Below are 14,438 nucleotides of genomic sequence, written 5' to 3'. Positions count from 1 at the left end.
AAGGGCTCAATGTGTCGTATTAAAAAGTGTTCGCTATGTCTCCGAACATTCTGTTCGCGATGTCCCCGGTCCATACAAGGAGAGGGTTAGGGTGAGGGGCTTTTGACTTTGATCTACCGCCGCTCGGCATTCTTGATCGAAATCTGTTCGTTCAAGGTCCAGAAGTCATAAAGAACACCAATCAAAAATAACCCGCCAGTCAACAGGTAGATAATCCCCGTAATCCATTTACCCATGTACATGCGGTGCACGCCAAACACCCCCAGGAACGTCAACAGAATCCAGGCCACGCTGTAATCCGTATCCCCAGAGGTAAACCGCAAGTCAGCTTCACGGTCCATGCTCGGTATCAAGAAAAAGTCGATCACCCAGCCGATACCCAACAAGCCCAAAGTAAAAAACCAGATCGTCCCGGTCACCGGCTTGCCGTAATAGAAACGATGCGCCCCCAGAAAACCAAAAATCCACAGCAAATACCCCATCACTTTGCTGTGCGTATCTTCTCGATAGCCGCTCATAAATACCCTCTTTGCCGTCGATAGAAAAAAATACTGAAGTTTTTTGTGACTTTTTTACTGTCGTGCAACAGGTAAAAGTGTCTTACAAGATTTGGCGCAAAGCCTTGTCACACCTGAGCTGCACAGTCGCCATGTGACAATTTGACACCTCTATCGGGCTTTTTGACCCTCAAGTCCAATCGACAAACGGACTGAGAAAGGACAAAAAAGCTGTTATAAAGTTTCGCGCTAACCACCATGAGCCCTGCCGAATGCGTCCTTTATTCAAGACATGGCTAACCATTTGCCTATTAATGCCACTGGCCGCCCACGCCACCAATCGTGAGCAACAACTGCCTTCAGGCTTCACTGGCTACACCGCAAAATCATCTGCGAGTGCTGCTTTTGTTGCCACTAACAGCAAGACAACGGTTAAAACCGTAGCACGTCCTGCGTCCAGTAAAGCCCATCGCAAAGCCCCCGGCAAAATGGCGACGGCTTCACTGGCAGCTGCCAACAAGCAAAGCAGCACGGTCTTGAGCCGCGCAGTCAATGTGTTGGGCACCCCGTATCGTTGGGGCGGCAGCAGCCCAAGTAAAGGGTTCGACTGCAGCGGGCTGGTCAAATACGCTTTTAATGACGTAGCCGCGGTTGATCTGCCTCGCACCTCCAGCGAAATGGCCAGCGGCCACGGGCAAAAGGTCGATCGCAAGGATCTGAAGCCCGGCGACTTGCTGTTCTTCAACATCAAAAGCCGCAAGGTTAATCACGTCGCCATCTACCTAGGCAACGACCGCTTTATTCACGCACCCCGTCGTGGCAAATCGGTGACCATCGACACCCTCAAAAAGCCGTACTGGCAGAGCCACTACGTGGTTGCCAAGCGCGTCCTGCCGAAAGAAAAAGCTAACCTGCAGGTCGTTCAACGCTAAACCTGTAGTCGCTGCCGGAGGCTGCGATGGGCCGCGAGCAGAAGGTCCTTCGGCCCTTATCGCAGCCTTCGGCAGCGACTACAGACGTTTCAGCCACCCCTTCTGTACCAACCGGTTTAGGCTCATCTCCAACGTCTGCATGCCAACCGCTGCGCCGGTCTGGATCGCAGACACCATCTGCCCTGTCTTGTTCTCCCGAATCAGATTCCGAATCGCCGGCGTCGCCAGCATGATTTCGTGAACCGCCACCCGTCCGCCACCGACTTTCTTTATCAGTGCCTGTGAAATGACAGCCTGCAATGATTCGGACAGCATCGTGCGAATCAAGGTTTTCTCCTCTGCGGGAAACACCTCGACCACCCGATCAACTGTCTTTGCCGCTGACGACGTGTGCAGGGTGGCGAACACCCAATGTCCGGTTTCTGCGGCGCTCAGTGCCAGCCGAACGGTCTCCAGATCACGCATTTCGCCCAGCACAATCACATCGGGATCTTCGCGCAAAGCCGAACGCAAGGCAGCGCTGAAACTATGGGTATCGCGGGACACCTCGCGCTGGTTAATCAGGGACTGACACGGCTCATGAATAAATTCGATCGGGTCCTCTATGGTCAGAATGTGCTGCTGTCGAGTGCGGTTAAGGCAATCAATCATCGCCGCCAACGTGGTGGACTTGCCTGATCCCGTCGCGCCCGTCACCAGTACCAGACCGGGTGGCTGCTGGCACAACCGCTCGAAAAATGTGCTCAGGCCCAGAGACTCCAGGCTCGGTACTGCCTGAGCGATAAAGCGAAACACCGCAGCCGTCCCTCGCAACTGTTCAAAGGCATTGACTCGAAACCGCCCCAGCCCAACCACCACGCAGGCAAAATCGACTTCATGGGTGGTTTCAAAGACCGTGCGTTGGTCCTGAGTCATAACGCTGTGAATCAGCGTACGCACCTGATCAGACGCCAGCACCGGCCATTCACTGCGGTGCATATCGCCATCAATCCGCAACATCGGTTCCACACCCGCCGACAGGTGTACATCCGAAGCGCCCCGATCAATGCCCGACCGCAACAACTCGGCGATATCCATCCGCCCTCCCAATTCCAGTAGAATGCCGCAGACTTTCACAACGGCGGGCTCAAAAGAATGTCCACGATAGCTGACAACATTGCCGAAGTTGAGGCTCGCATCCGTGCCGCGGCACTGGCTGTGCAACGTGATGTAACCGGCATTCACTTGCTCGCAGTCAGCAAGACCAAACCCGCAGCCGCGCTGCGTGAAGCCTATGCCGCCGGGATTCGCGACTTCGGCGAGAACTACCTGCAAGAAGCCCGCGCCAAACAGGTCGAATTAGCCGACCTGCCCTTGTGTTGGCACTTCATCGGCCCCATTCAATCGAACAAGACGCGCGACATCGCCGAGCATTTTGCATGGGTGCATTCGGTTGACCGCCTGAAAATTGCCCAGCGCCTGAGCGAACAGCGCCCGGCAGAGCTGCCACCGCTGAACATCTGCATTCAAGTCAATGTGAGTGGCGAAGCCAGCAAATCCGGCTGCACCCCACAGGACTTGCCAGCGCTGGCGACTGCGATTAATGCATTGCCCCGCTTGAAGTTGCGCGGATTGATGGCGATTCCTGAGCCCACCGAAGACCGTGCGGCACAAGACGGCGCCTTTGCGGCAGTTCGCCAACTGCAAGAAAGCCTGAACATGGGGCTCGATACGCTTTCCATGGGCATGAGCCACGACCTGGAGTCAGCCATTGCCCAAGGGGCAACATGGGTGCGCATTGGTACTGCATTATTTGGTGCCCGGGATTACGGTCAAGCCTGAGAAAACCGACCTCAATTTTTATAAGGATCTGTAATGAGCAAAACGCGTATTGCCTTTATCGGGGCCGGGAACATGGCTTCCAGCTTGATCGGTGGCCTGTTGGCCAAAGGGTTCGGCACCTCACAGATCTGCGCCAGCGCACCCAGCCCCGAAACGCGCGCCAAAGTAGCGGCTGAGCACGGTATTGAAGCCTTTGCCGATAACGCGCAGGCGGTCAAGGACGCTGACGTGATTGTGCTTTCGGTTAAACCCAAGCTCATGAAAGACGTCTGCCAAACCTTGCGTGCGAGCCTCACGCCCGGCCAACTGATCATCTCCGTGGCAGCAGGCATTACCTGCTCCAGCCTGCGTAATTGGGTCGGTGAACAACCGGTGGTTCGCTGCATGCCAAACACGCCCTCGCTAGTGGGAAAAGGCGCCAGCGGTCTCTATGCCACTGCTGATGTAACCGCAGAGCAACGCCAGCAGGCTGAACAACTGCTGAGCGCCGTCGGTATTGCGCTCTGGGTGGACGAAGAGGTTCAGCTGGATGCTGTCACCGCCGTCTCCGGCAGCGGACCGGCGTACTTCTTCCTGCTGATTGAGGCCATGACCGCAGCCGGCGTAAAGCTTGGCCTGACCCGCGAGATGGCTGAGACACTGGCCGAACACACCGCACTGGGCGCAGCCCAGATCGCCATTGACAGCGATGACGATGCCGCAGAACTGCGTCGCCGGGTTGCCTCGCCGGGCGGTACCACCGAAGCCGCGATTAAATCATTCCAGGCCGACGGCTTTGCCGCCACGGTCGAAAAAGCATTGAGTGCCGCCGCGCACCGCTCGGCCGAACTGGCCGAACAACTGGGTCAATAAGGAGCACATGATGTCTGGACTTAATGGCGCTGCCATTTTTGTAATTCAAACCTTGGGTAGCCTCTACCTGCTGATCGTTCTGTTGCGGTTCATCCTGCAGCTGGTGCGGGCGAACTTTTACAACCCGATCTGCCAATTCACCGTCAAAGCCACCCAGCCACTGCTTAAGCCGCTGCGCCGCGTGATCCCGAGCATGTTCGGTCTGGACATGTCGTCGCTGGTACTGGCCATCCTCGTACAAATGGTGATTTTCGCCGTCGTACTGATGCTCAGCTACATCCCGTTCACCGTACTGGGTCTGTTTCTCTGGGCAATCATTGGCGTCTTGAAGCTGTTCCTCAACGTGTTCTTCTACGCCCTGATCATCAGCGTGATCCTCTCCTGGGTTGCACCGGGCAGCAGCAGCCCGGGCGCAGAACTGGTCAACCAGATCACCGAACCTGCACTGGCACCGTTTCGTCGTTTCCTGCCGAGCATGGGCGGCCTGGACATCTCGCCGATCCTGGCCTTTATGGTGATCCAGCTGTTCCAGAGCTTTGTCATCCCGCCATTGGCCATGAGCGTCAACATGCCGCTTGAGCTGTTCGGCTTGATCTGATGAGTTATTTCCGTTGGGACGGTGAGGACCTGATTCTCGACTGTCACCTGCAACCCAAGGCCAGCAGCGACGAGTTTGCTGGCCTGCACGGTGACCGTTTGAAAATTCGCCTCACGGCCCCGCCGGTAGAAGGCAAAGCCAACGCCCATCTGATGGCCTTTCTGGCCAAGGCGTTTGGCATCTCCAAAAGTCAGGTGAGCCTGATCAGCGGCGAACTCAATCGCCAGAAGCGCGTGCGCCTGCACGCCCCGAAAAAGCTGCCTGATTTGCCCGGTTTGGCAAAACCCCAACATTCGTAGCAGCTGCCGCAGGCTGCGTCCGGCGGCAAAGCCGTCGTATCAACAGTCCACTCAATCAACCTGTCACACCGCACTGCATGACTTGACGACGGCTTCGCCATCGAACGCAGCCTTCGCCAGCTGCTACAGGATGCGTGTACCCCGCAAAATCATCCCAGACCATTGCTTGCCGCTCTGCCCCCCGCTCATTAGACTTACGCCTCATTTAAATGAGAGCAGGGTCGATGCCAGCTGCCTTTCCCCCCGATTCCGTTGGTCTGGTTGTGCCGCAAATGGCGCATTTCAGCGAACCCCTGGCGCTAGCCTGCGGCCGTTCACTGCCGGCCTATGACCTGATTTACGAAACCTATGGCCAGCTCAACGCTGACGCCACCAACGCCGTGCTGATTTGCCACGCGCTTTCCGGCCATCATCATGCCGCTGGTTTTCACAGCGTCGATGATCGAAAACCCGGCTGGTGGGACAGTTGCATCGGCCCCGGCAAGCCTATCGACACCAACAAGTTCTTCGTCGTCAGCCTGAATAACCTGGGTGGCTGCAACGGCTCAACCGGCCCGAGCAGCATCAACCCCGAAACCGGTCGCCCTTTTGGTGCCGACTTCCCGGTCTTGACCGTTGAAGACTGGGTACACAGCCAGGCCCGTCTGGCCGATCGTCTGGGTATTAACCAATGGGCCGCCATCATCGGTGGCAGTCTGGGCGGGATGCAGGCTTTGCAGTGGAGCATCAGCTACCCGGAACGCCTTCGCCATTGCCTGGCCATTGCCTCAGCACCCAAGTTGTCCGCGCAAAACATCGCGTTCAACGAAGTGGCTCGCCAAGCCATCCTCACCGACCCTGAATTCCACGGCGGTTCGTTCCAGGAAAAAGGCGTGATTCCTAAACGCGGTCTGATGCTGGCGCGCATGGTCGGCCACATCACTTACCTGTCCGATGATTCGATGGGTGAGAAATTCGGCCGTGGCCTGAAGAACGAAAACCTTAACTACGACTTCCACAGTGTCGAGTTTCAGGTCGAAAGCTACCTGCGTTATCAGGGTGAAGAGTTCTCCGGGCGCTTCGATGCCAATACCTACTTGCTGATGACCAAAGCGCTGGACTACTTCGACCCGGCAGCCAACTTTGACGACGATCTGGCCAAAACCTTTGCCAATGCCAAAGCGCGCTTTTGCGTGATGTCGTTCACCACCGACTGGCGTTTCTCGCCCGCCCGCTCGCGCGAGCTTGTGGATGCCTTGATGGCCGCCAAAAAAGACGTCTGCTACCTGGAGATCGACGCTCCGCAAGGCCATGACGCCTTCCTGATTCCGATCCCGCGTTACCTGCAAGCCTTCAGCAACTACATGAACCGCATAGAACTGTGAGAACGCCATGAGAGCCGACCTGGAAATCATCCAAGACTGGATCCCCGCCGGCAGCCGCGTGCTCGACCTCGGTTGTGGTGATGGCGAACTGCTGAGCTGGCTGCGCGATAACAAGCAAGTCACCGGCTATGGCCTGGAAAACGACCCGGACAACATCGCCGAATGCGTCGCCAAAGGCATCAACGTCATTGAGCAAGACCTCGACAAAGGGCTGGGTAACTTCGCCAGCAACAGTTTCGACATCGTGGTCATGACCCAAGCGCTGCAAGCCGTGCATTACCCTGACCGGATTCTCGACGAAATGCTGCGCGTGGGCCGCCAGTGCATCATCACCTTTCCGAACTTCGGCCACTGGCGTTGCCGCTGGTACCTGGCGAGCAAGGGCCGCATGCCGGTATCCGAATTTCTGCCCTACACCTGGTACAACACCCCGAACATCCACTTCTGCACATTCGAAGACTTTGAAGCGCTGTGCCGCGAGCGTGATGCTCAAGTCATCAATCGCCTTGCCGTGGATCAACAACACCGACACGGGTGGGCGAGTAAGTTATGGCCTAACCTGTTGGGCGAGATTGGCATTTACCGTGTCAGCAGTCCTGGCCTTCAGGATCACAAAATCGCGGTTTAACAGGTGAGTTAAAGGAGAAAGACATGGGTCGTATCGGATTACTGCTGCTGTCGATGTGTTTTGCAGTACAAGCACTCGCTGCTGGGGCTGTTGACGTCAGTGGCACGGCGGTTAATTACAACGCCTTCATGTCCAACTTCTTGAGCCCTGCGATCACCGAAAAATACGGGTTGCAGCGCAGCCCGCAACTGGGCGCGCTGAATATCAACCTGTCCAGGGCTGACCAAAAAATAGCCAGCACGGTCAAAGGTACTTACCGCGAAGTTGGCGAAAAAAAAGCCAAAGCGCTCACGTTTAAACAAGTCATCAATGACAACGGTGCCATTGATTACTTCGCTCAATTTCCAGTCAAACCGTCTCAGGTCTATGTTTTTGACATCCAGCTCAAAATCAATGGCGAGACGAAAGACATCGAATTTTCCCAAGAGATTGCTCCAATCCAATGATCAACTTCACGCAACTGGTACTGGCTAGCCACAACGCCGGCAAACTCAAAGAACTTCAGGCCATGCTCGGCGAGTCGGTGCAGTTGCGCTCGATTGGAGAATTCAGCCAGGTCGAACCGGAAGAAACCGGTTTGTCGTTTGTTGAAAATGCCATTCTAAAAGCCCGTAATGCCGCGCGCATTTCGGGCTTGCCTGCTCTGGCCGACGACTCGGGGTTGGCTGTGGATTTTCTCGGCGGCGCGCCGGGCATTTACTCGGCCCGCTACGCCGAAGGTCAAGGCGATGCGGCCAACAACGCCAAGTTGCTTGAAGCCCTCAAGGACGTGCCCGAAGCCGAGCGCGGCGCCCAGTTTGTGTGCGTACTGGCGCTGGTGCGCCATGCCGATGATCCGTTGCCGATCATCTGCGAAGGCTTGTGGCACGGCCGCATTCTGCCTGCGGCCAGTGGTGAGCATGGCTTTGGCTACGACCCGCTGTTTTGGGTGCCCGAGCGCAACTGCTCCAGCGCCGAACTCAGCCCGGCCGAAAAAAACCAGCTCAGCCATCGCGCCCGCGCCATGGTTCTGCTGCGTCAGCGTCTGGGTTTGAAATGACCCACGACACCCCGCCGCAGCCGCTCTATCTGGGTGAGGCTGGCTTCACTCAGCAAGCGCCGCGCACACCCCTGACGCAACTGCCACCGCTGTCGCTGTACATCCATATTCCGTGGTGCGTGCGCAAATGCCCGTATTGCGACTTCAACTCCCACACCGCAAGCCCCGTTCTGCCTGAAGAGGAGTATGTCGACGCGCTGTTGGCTGACCTCGATCAAGACCTGCATGCCGTCTATGGCCGCGAATTGAGTTCGATTTTCTTTGGCGGCGGCACCCCGAGCCTGTTCAGCGCAAAAGCGCTGGGCCGACTGTTGGACGGCGTCGAAGCACGCATTCCGTTTGCCACCGACATTGAAATCACCCTCGAAGCCAACCCTGGCACCTTCGAGCAAGAGAAGTTCGTGGCCTACCGAGAACTGGGCATCAATCGCCTGTCTATTGGTATCCAGAGCTTTCAGCAAGAAAAGCTAAAAGCGCTGGGACGCATCCACAACGGTGACGAAGCCGTGCGTGCCGCCGGCATGGCGCGTCAGGCAGGCTTTGACAACTTCAACCTTGACTTGATGCACGGGCTGCCCGATCAGTCGCTGGACGATGCCCTGAGCGATCTGCGCCAAGCCATCGCGCTCAAACCGACCCACCTGTCGTGGTATCAGCTGACGCTGGAACCCAACACGGTGTTCTGGAACAAGCCGCCTGAGCTGCCCGAAGACGATACCCTGTGGGACATTCAGGAAGCTGGCCAAGCGCTGCTGGCCGAGCATGGTTACAGCCAATACGAAGTGTCCGCCTATGCCCAACCCGGCCGAGCAGCGCGGCATAACCTCAACTATTGGAGCTTTGGCGACTTTATCGGCATTGGCGCTGGCGCCCACGGCAAATTGAGCCATCCTGATGGCCGTATCGTGCGCACCTGGAAAACCCGGCTGCCAAAGGATTACTTGAATCCCGCCAAAAGCTTTCAAGCCGGCGAGAAAACTCTGACTGCCGAAGAGCTGCCATTTGAGTTTCTAATGAACGCCTTGCGCCTGACTGACGGTGTCGACTCAGCACTGTACCCACAGCGCACGGGTTTACCGCTCGATAGTTTGAGTACTGGACGCGCAGCGGCAGAACAAAGCGGCCTATTGCAGGTCGAACCGACACGCCTGGCGGCAACCGCCCGGGGCCAGCTGTTTCTCAACGACCTGTTGCAGCATTTTTTGATCTAAGGAACTCGAATGGACTTGGTACTCGACCTGCTTGCCACCGTATCGCGCTGGAGCCGCAGCCACCTCTCGGAGATCTCTCTGGCCCTGATTGGTTGTTTGCTGGTGCTGTTCGGTGCTGACTTCAAAGGCTGGGTCGAGCAGCGTTTAGGCAGTGTTACAGGCGCTTTGCGTATCCCGGTAATGGCGGCACTGTGCCTGATCGGTAGCGGCGCGGCGTTGATCTACGCCACCCCGTGGGTAGAGCGCGGCCTGAGCCAGTTCAACAACTACAGCCTGGCGCCGGTGTTGTTGGTGGTGCTGGTGTTGATCGGGGTGGTGGCGGATCGTCGCTGAGTTGAGCGAGACACCGAATGCTCATCTTCGAGCGTCCGGGCTGCTCAACGATCAGCTAACTTTGCTCAACTAACTTGTTACTTCATACGATGTTTTAGGCGATAAAGATCCATCTTTTTCATACACGTAATGAAGATTGACGCCTTGCGCTTCAAATGCTTTCGCTGGGAATGGGATGACGGTATTACCTAAACGACTCTGGACCTGAGCTCTAACTACATGCCACGTCTCACTGGGCGTGCTGTCTGTATCAATGATAACTACAAGCCAATCCCCTACTTCTGTGTCGGGATTATATGGAACTACGACATGTACTCCATTATCGAAAGCAGACTTCTGCACACGTCCATTCGTTGCTTCTTCAAGGGTGGGGGCAACTAGCTCAATTTTTCCGCTCATGACAAGATCCTTTTTCATAGGAAGACCTTTAAGCCGGCCTGCACAAGATCTTGCACCAGGAACAAACATCCTTGAACTGTGATAAATGACAGGTGGCGATAGGCGGTACAAAACTACCGGGATACCCACACAACAAAGAGAGCATAAAAAAACCGACCTCAGTATTGAGGCCGGCGATTGAAAAACCGTTTACGCCAGTTTTTCGAACTTCAAATCCCACACACCATGCCCAAGACGTTCGCCACGGCGTTCGAATTTAGTCACCGGACGTTCAGGTGGACGCGGGACGCAACGGCCGTCTTCTGCCAGGTTGCGGTAACCCGGCGCGACGTTCATCACTTCCAGCATGTACTCGGCATAGGGTTCCCAGTCGGTGGCCATGTGCAGCACGCCGCCGACTTTAAGCTTCGAACGCACCAGTTCAGCAAAGGACGCTTGAACGATACGACGCTTGTGGTGGCGACTCTTGTGCCACGGGTCCGGGAAGAACAGCAGCAGACGATCAAGGCTGTTATCCGCGACACAACGGGTCAGGACTTCAATCGCATCGCAATCGTAAACCCGCAGGTTGGTCAGGCCTTGAGTCAGTACGCCATTGAGCAGCGCACCCACACCCGGACGGTGAACTTCTACGCCGATAAAATCCTGCTCAGGCGAAGCCGCGGCCATTTCCAGCAGGGAGTGCCCCATGCCAAAGCCGATTTCCAGCGTGCGCGGTGCAGAGCGCCCAAACACCTGATCGAAATCGACCGGCGCATCGGCCAATGGCAGTACGTACAGCGGCGCACCTTGATCGAGGCCGCGTTGCTGGCCTTCAGTCATGCGACCGGCACGCATCACGAAACTTTTGATGCGACGGTGTTGGCGATCGTCGCCTTCTTCCGTGATTGGGGTGTCGAGTGATTCAGTCATCAGTGGCTCTTACTTGATCAGACCATCCAGCGGCGAAGAGGCGCTGGCATAGAGTTTTTTCGGCATGCGCCCGGCCAAATAAGCCAGACGGCCCGCTTCAATGGCGTGCTTCATGGCTTGGGCCATGATGATTGGATGTTGGGCATTGGCGATGGCCGAGTTCATCAGCACCGCTTCGCAACCCATTTCCATGGCGATGGTGGCGTCGGAGGCTGTGCCTACACCCGCATCCACCAGCACCGGAATTTTTGCTTCTTCAAGAATGATGCGCAGGTTGTAAGGGTTGCAGATGCCCAGCCCTGTACCAATCAAACCGGCCAATGGCATCACAGCGATGCAGCCCATAGCTTCCAGTTCGCGAGCAATGATCGGGTCATCACTGGTGTAGACCATGACGTCGAAACCTTCCTTGACCAGCACTTCGGCGGCCTTGAGGGTCTCGATCACATTCGGGAACAGGGTTTTCTGGTCGGCCAGCACTTCCAGCTTGACCAGATTGTGGCCATCAAGCAGCTCACGAGCCAGACGACAGGTACGCACCGCTTCAATCGCGTCGTAGCAACCCGCCGTGTTGGGGAGAATGGTGTAGCGATCCGGCGGCAAAATATCCAGCAGGTTGGGTTCGCCGGGGTTCTGACCGATGTTGGTACGACGCACAGCGACAGTGACAATTTCAGCGCCTGAGGCTTCAATGGCCAAGCGGGTTTCTTCCATGTCACGGTACTTGCCGGTACCCACCAGCAGACGCGACTGGTAAGTACGGCCAGCCAATACGAACGGCTTGTCGCTGCGAACAGTGTTCATCGGGAATCCTCTTCAAATATGTGCATTGTGGAACAGGTATGAGGCACAAACCCAGTGACTAACCACCACCAATGGCATGCACCACTTCAACCTTGCTACCTTCCTTGAGTACGGTCTCGGCGTGTTGACTGCGCGGGACAATATCAAGATCAAGCTCGACTGCAACGCGGCGCCCGGTCAGGTCGAGACGCGTCAGCAGGCCCGCGACGGTTTCACCGTCCGGCAGTTCAAAGGGTTCACCGTTCAACTGAATGAGCATGCGCGACGCTGCCTTCGTTTTAAGGGGCCAGCATTCTAGCCCAGTCGGTCAGGCCGACCCAAGCCATTCATCTTGCGGGCTTAGCCCAAGCGCCAGGCGGCAAGCCCCAGGCACAGCCATCCGGCTAAAAAGGCGGCACCACCAATGGGCGTAATAATCCCCAGCTTGCTGATGCCGGTCAGTGTCAGCACATACAGGCTGCCGGAAAACAGCACGATACCTAATGCAAAAAAAGCGCCTGCCCACGCCACCAAACGACCCGGCAGATGAGCCAGTAACAAGGCCACCCCGAACAACGCCAGGGTGTGAACCAGTTGGTAAGTGACACCTGTATGAAAAATAGCCAGATATTGCTCAGTCAGACGGTTTTTCAGACCATGAGCCGCGAATGCGCCAAGCGCTACACCGGTAAAGCCGAAGAACGCAGCCAGCATCAAAAAAACACGCAACATGGGTACCTCCTGTCTAGATCATTGAATGACGCAGGGTCTGTATAATGGCCCGCTCAACGGGTTCGGCCAAGCCATCTATGCTGCGTATTATCGTTCATCGCATTCTTAAAGCCCTGCTCTGGTTGGCAGTGGGCAGCGTTGTGTGGGTGCTGATTTTGCGTTGGGTACCGCCACCTGGCACCGCGCTGATGGTCGAACGCAAGGTTGAGTCTTGGTTTGATGGACAGCCGATTGACCTGCAGCGCAGCTGGCGGCCATGGGATGAAATTTCCAACGAATTGAAAGTGGCGGTTATTGCCGGGGAAGATCAGCATTTTGCCGAGCACTGGGGGTTTGATTTCAGTGCGATAAGAGCGGCCTTCGCGCATAACGAAAAAGGTGGCACATTGCGCGGGGCCAGCACCTTGAGCCAGCAAGTAGCAAAAAACCTGTTTTTATGGTCGGGCCGTAGCTGGTTGCGCAAAGGGCTGGAAGCCTGGTTTACGGCATGGATTGAAATACTGTGGCCCAAGCAGCGGATTCTTGAGGTGTACCTCAACAGTGCTGAATGGGATGACGGGGTGTTTGGTGCGCAAGCGGCGGCGCAGCATCATTTTGGCGTGAATGCGAAAAACCTGTCGCGTCAGCAGGCCAGTCAATTGGCCGCTGTATTGCCCAATCCGCGTAACTGGAGCGCCAGCCATCCAAGCCCATATGTGAGCCGACGAGCCAGCTGGATACGCCAGCAGATACGCCAGCTGGGCGGGGAGAGCTACCTTGAAACGCTGAATGACTCGCGTAAGGCGCCTTGGGCGCAGTGACGGGGTAGATCAAAAGCCCCTCACCCCAACCCTCTCCCGGAGGGAGAGGGAGCTGAATGAGGTGATTCTTGAACCGCATCCGCTAAGTTCCTTCTGCGCAAGGAAAGAGAGCTGAATGAAGGTGATTTTGAAACCGCATCCGCTAATTCCCTTCTGCGCAACGAGAGAGAGCTGAATGAAGGTGATTTTGAAACCGCATGTGATCAGTCCCCTCTCCCTCCGGGAGAGGGTTAGGGTGAGGGGCTTTTAATCCTCCCCCAAAAAAAACGCCCCGATCGGGGCGTTTTTTTGTCGGGCCGGTTTAAGCGGCAATCGACAGTTTAAGCTTGTTCATCGCGCTTTTTTCCAGCTGACGAATCCGCTCAGCAGACACGTTGTACTTCTGCGCCAGATCATGCAGCGTGGCCTTGTCTTCAGCCAACCAGCGCTGATACAGAATGTCACGGCTACGATCATCAAGCACTTCCAGCGCTTCATGCAGGTTGCTGGTGGAGTTATCAGTCCAGTCAGCATCTTCAAGCTGACGCGCCGGGTCGTAACGGTGGTCTTCCAAGTAGTTGGCCGGCGACTGGAACGCACTGTCATCGTCAGCTTCAGCAGCCGGGTCGAACGCCATGTCATGGCCGGTCAGGCGGCTTTCCATTTCTCGCACTTCGCGAGGCTCTACACCGAGGCTTTCAGCCACACGGTGCACTTCATCGTTGTTCAGCCACGCCAGACGTTTTTTCTGGCTGCGCAGATTGAAAAACAGTTTGCGCTGGGCCTTGGTGGTCGCGACCTTCACGATGCGCCAATTGCGCAGGATGAATTCGTGAATTTCTGCCTTGATCCAGTGCACGGCGAACGACACCAGACGCACGCCCATTTCAGGGTTGAAGCGTTTGACCGCCTTCATGAGGCCGACGTTGCCTTCCTGGATCAGGTCAGCCTGAGCCAGGCCATAACCCGAATAACTACGGGCAATGTGTACAACAAAACGCAGGTGGGCGAGCACCATCTGCCGAGCCGCCCCAAGATCCTGCTCATAATAGAGACTCTCGGCCAGTTCACGCTCCTGCTCGGGTGTCAGCAATGGAATGCTGTTCACCGTATTGACATAGGCCTCGAGGTTCGCACCGGGGACCAACGCATACGCAGGTTGCAAAGAAGTGGTCATACGAATAAACCTCCGTCTCACATAACTCGTGCAGTTCAGCACTGCGAAAGTTGACCGGAAACTTGAAAAAAAGTTCCCAAAA

Annotated in this window: 20 protein-coding genes; 12 read left to right on the top strand and 8 right to left on the bottom strand. The window is 56.3% G+C overall.

Annotated elements, in window-relative coordinates:
* Window positions 1-113 precede the first annotated feature (113 nt).
* The gene (locus tag GHN86_RS18015) at window positions 114-518 is read right to left on the bottom strand and encodes an NINE protein (RefSeq protein WP_153380315.1); all 405 of its coding nucleotides are present in this window, start codon (window positions 516-518) and stop codon (window positions 114-116) included.
* Window positions 519-769: 251 nt separating this feature from the next.
* On the opposite strand from GHN86_RS18015, the gene GHN86_RS18010 reads away from it, so the two are divergent.
* Window positions 770-1,429: a C40 family peptidase gene (locus GHN86_RS18010; RefSeq protein ID WP_153380313.1), complete on the top strand. Its 660-nt coding sequence runs from the start codon at window positions 770-772 to the stop codon at window positions 1,427-1,429.
* Window positions 1,430-1,507: 78 nt separating this feature from the next.
* On the opposite strand, the gene GHN86_RS18005 is transcribed toward GHN86_RS18010, so the two are convergent.
* Window positions 1,508-2,506, bottom strand: coding sequence for a type IV pilus twitching motility protein PilT (locus tag GHN86_RS18005; RefSeq protein WP_153380311.1), 999 nt, complete (start codon window positions 2,504-2,506; stop codon window positions 1,508-1,510).
* A 57-nt stretch (window positions 2,507-2,563) separates the two neighbouring features.
* Here GHN86_RS18005 and GHN86_RS18000 point away from each other — a divergent pair, with 57 nt between their 5' ends.
* The 10 genes from GHN86_RS18000 (at window position 2,564) to GHN86_RS17955 (ending at window position 9,574) form a co-directional block, all read left to right on the top strand.
* Window positions 2,564-3,250 carry a YggS family pyridoxal phosphate-dependent enzyme gene (locus GHN86_RS18000; RefSeq protein WP_153380309.1) on the top strand — a complete coding sequence of 229 codons (687 nt, stop codon included), beginning with the start codon at window positions 2,564-2,566 and terminating at the stop codon, window positions 3,248-3,250.
* Window positions 3,251-3,283: 33 nt separating this feature from the next.
* Window positions 3,284-4,102 carry a pyrroline-5-carboxylate reductase gene (proC, locus tag GHN86_RS17995; protein WP_153380307.1) on the top strand — a complete coding sequence of 273 codons (819 nt, stop codon included), beginning with the start codon at window positions 3,284-3,286 and terminating at the stop codon, window positions 4,100-4,102.
* Window positions 4,103-4,112: 10 nt separating this feature from the next.
* The gene (locus tag GHN86_RS17990) at window positions 4,113-4,700 is read left to right on the top strand and encodes a YggT family protein (protein WP_153380304.1); all 588 of its coding nucleotides are present in this window, start codon (window positions 4,113-4,115) and stop codon (window positions 4,698-4,700) included.
* Window positions 4,700-4,999: a DUF167 domain-containing protein gene (locus GHN86_RS17985; protein WP_153380302.1), complete on the top strand. Its 300-nt coding sequence runs from the start codon at window positions 4,700-4,702 to the stop codon at window positions 4,997-4,999. Before GHN86_RS17990 ends, GHN86_RS17985 begins: the two co-directional genes overlap by 1 nt.
* A gap of 224 nt (window positions 5,000-5,223) precedes the next feature.
* Entirely contained in the window at window positions 5,224-6,363 is a 1,140-nt protein-coding gene (metX, locus tag GHN86_RS17980; RefSeq protein ID WP_153380300.1) for a homoserine O-succinyltransferase MetX, read from the top strand.
* A gap of 7 nt (window positions 6,364-6,370) precedes the next feature.
* Complete coding sequence (metW, locus tag GHN86_RS17975; RefSeq protein WP_153380298.1) at window positions 6,371-6,991, top strand: methionine biosynthesis protein MetW; 621 nt, start codon at window positions 6,371-6,373, stop codon at window positions 6,989-6,991.
* 23 nt (window positions 6,992-7,014) lie between these two features.
* Complete coding sequence (locus tag GHN86_RS17970; protein ID WP_153380296.1) at window positions 7,015-7,437, top strand: DUF4426 domain-containing protein; 423 nt, start codon at window positions 7,015-7,017, stop codon at window positions 7,435-7,437.
* A complete protein-coding gene (gene rdgB / locus GHN86_RS17965; RefSeq protein WP_153380294.1) occupies window positions 7,434-8,030 on the top strand; it encodes an RdgB/HAM1 family non-canonical purine NTP pyrophosphatase in 597 nt (198 codons plus the stop codon). The genes GHN86_RS17970 and rdgB overlap by 4 nt, the downstream gene beginning before the upstream one ends.
* Window positions 8,027-9,241 carry a radical SAM family heme chaperone HemW gene (hemW, locus tag GHN86_RS17960; protein WP_153380292.1) on the top strand — a complete coding sequence of 405 codons (1,215 nt, stop codon included), beginning with the start codon at window positions 8,027-8,029 and terminating at the stop codon, window positions 9,239-9,241. Before rdgB ends, hemW begins: the two co-directional genes overlap by 4 nt.
* A 9-nt stretch (window positions 9,242-9,250) precedes the next feature.
* Entirely contained in the window at window positions 9,251-9,574 is a 324-nt protein-coding gene (locus GHN86_RS17955; RefSeq protein ID WP_153380290.1) for a DUF3392 domain-containing protein, read from the top strand.
* Between the two features lie 69 nt (window positions 9,575-9,643).
* On the opposite strand, the gene GHN86_RS17950 is transcribed toward GHN86_RS17955, so the two are convergent.
* From GHN86_RS17950 to GHN86_RS17930, 5 genes are all read right to left on the bottom strand, one after another.
* Window positions 9,644-9,991: a hypothetical protein gene (locus GHN86_RS17950; protein WP_153380288.1), complete on the bottom strand. Its 348-nt coding sequence runs from the start codon at window positions 9,989-9,991 to the stop codon at window positions 9,644-9,646.
* Between the two features lie 171 nt (window positions 9,992-10,162).
* On the bottom strand, window positions 10,163-10,885 hold the full coding sequence (gene trmB / locus GHN86_RS17945; protein WP_146385846.1) for a tRNA (guanosine(46)-N7)-methyltransferase TrmB: 723 nt from the start codon (window positions 10,883-10,885) through the stop codon (window positions 10,163-10,165).
* A 9-nt stretch (window positions 10,886-10,894) separates the two neighbouring features.
* Window positions 10,895-11,689, bottom strand: a complete 795-nt coding sequence (locus GHN86_RS17940) for a thiazole synthase (protein WP_153380286.1) — start codon at window positions 11,687-11,689, stop codon at window positions 10,895-10,897.
* 58 nt (window positions 11,690-11,747) lie between these two features.
* Complete coding sequence (gene thiS / locus GHN86_RS17935; protein ID WP_153380284.1) at window positions 11,748-11,948, bottom strand: sulfur carrier protein ThiS; 201 nt, start codon at window positions 11,946-11,948, stop codon at window positions 11,748-11,750.
* Window positions 11,949-12,028: 80 nt separating this feature from the next.
* The gene (locus tag GHN86_RS17930) at window positions 12,029-12,400 is read right to left on the bottom strand and encodes a DUF423 domain-containing protein (RefSeq protein WP_153380282.1); all 372 of its coding nucleotides are present in this window, start codon (window positions 12,398-12,400) and stop codon (window positions 12,029-12,031) included.
* Between the two features lie 77 nt (window positions 12,401-12,477).
* Between GHN86_RS17930 and mtgA the strand changes: the two genes are divergently transcribed.
* Entirely contained in the window at window positions 12,478-13,200 is a 723-nt protein-coding gene (gene mtgA, locus GHN86_RS17925; protein ID WP_194286244.1) for a monofunctional biosynthetic peptidoglycan transglycosylase, read from the top strand.
* Between the two features lie 301 nt (window positions 13,201-13,501).
* Here the strand turns inward: mtgA and rpoH are convergent, their stop codons facing one another.
* Window positions 13,502-14,356: an RNA polymerase sigma factor RpoH gene (gene rpoH, locus GHN86_RS17920; protein ID WP_016782598.1), complete on the bottom strand. Its 855-nt coding sequence runs from the start codon at window positions 14,354-14,356 to the stop codon at window positions 13,502-13,504.
* Between the last annotated feature and the right edge of the window lie 82 nt (window positions 14,357-14,438).

It is taken from the genome of Pseudomonas helleri, from assembly GCF_009600315.1.
Classification (GTDB): Bacteria; Pseudomonadota; Gammaproteobacteria; order Pseudomonadales; family Pseudomonadaceae; genus Aquipseudomonas; species Aquipseudomonas helleri_A.
The sequence above is the reverse complement of the archived record's forward strand: the minus strand, read 5'-3'. Positions and strand labels throughout refer to the sequence as shown.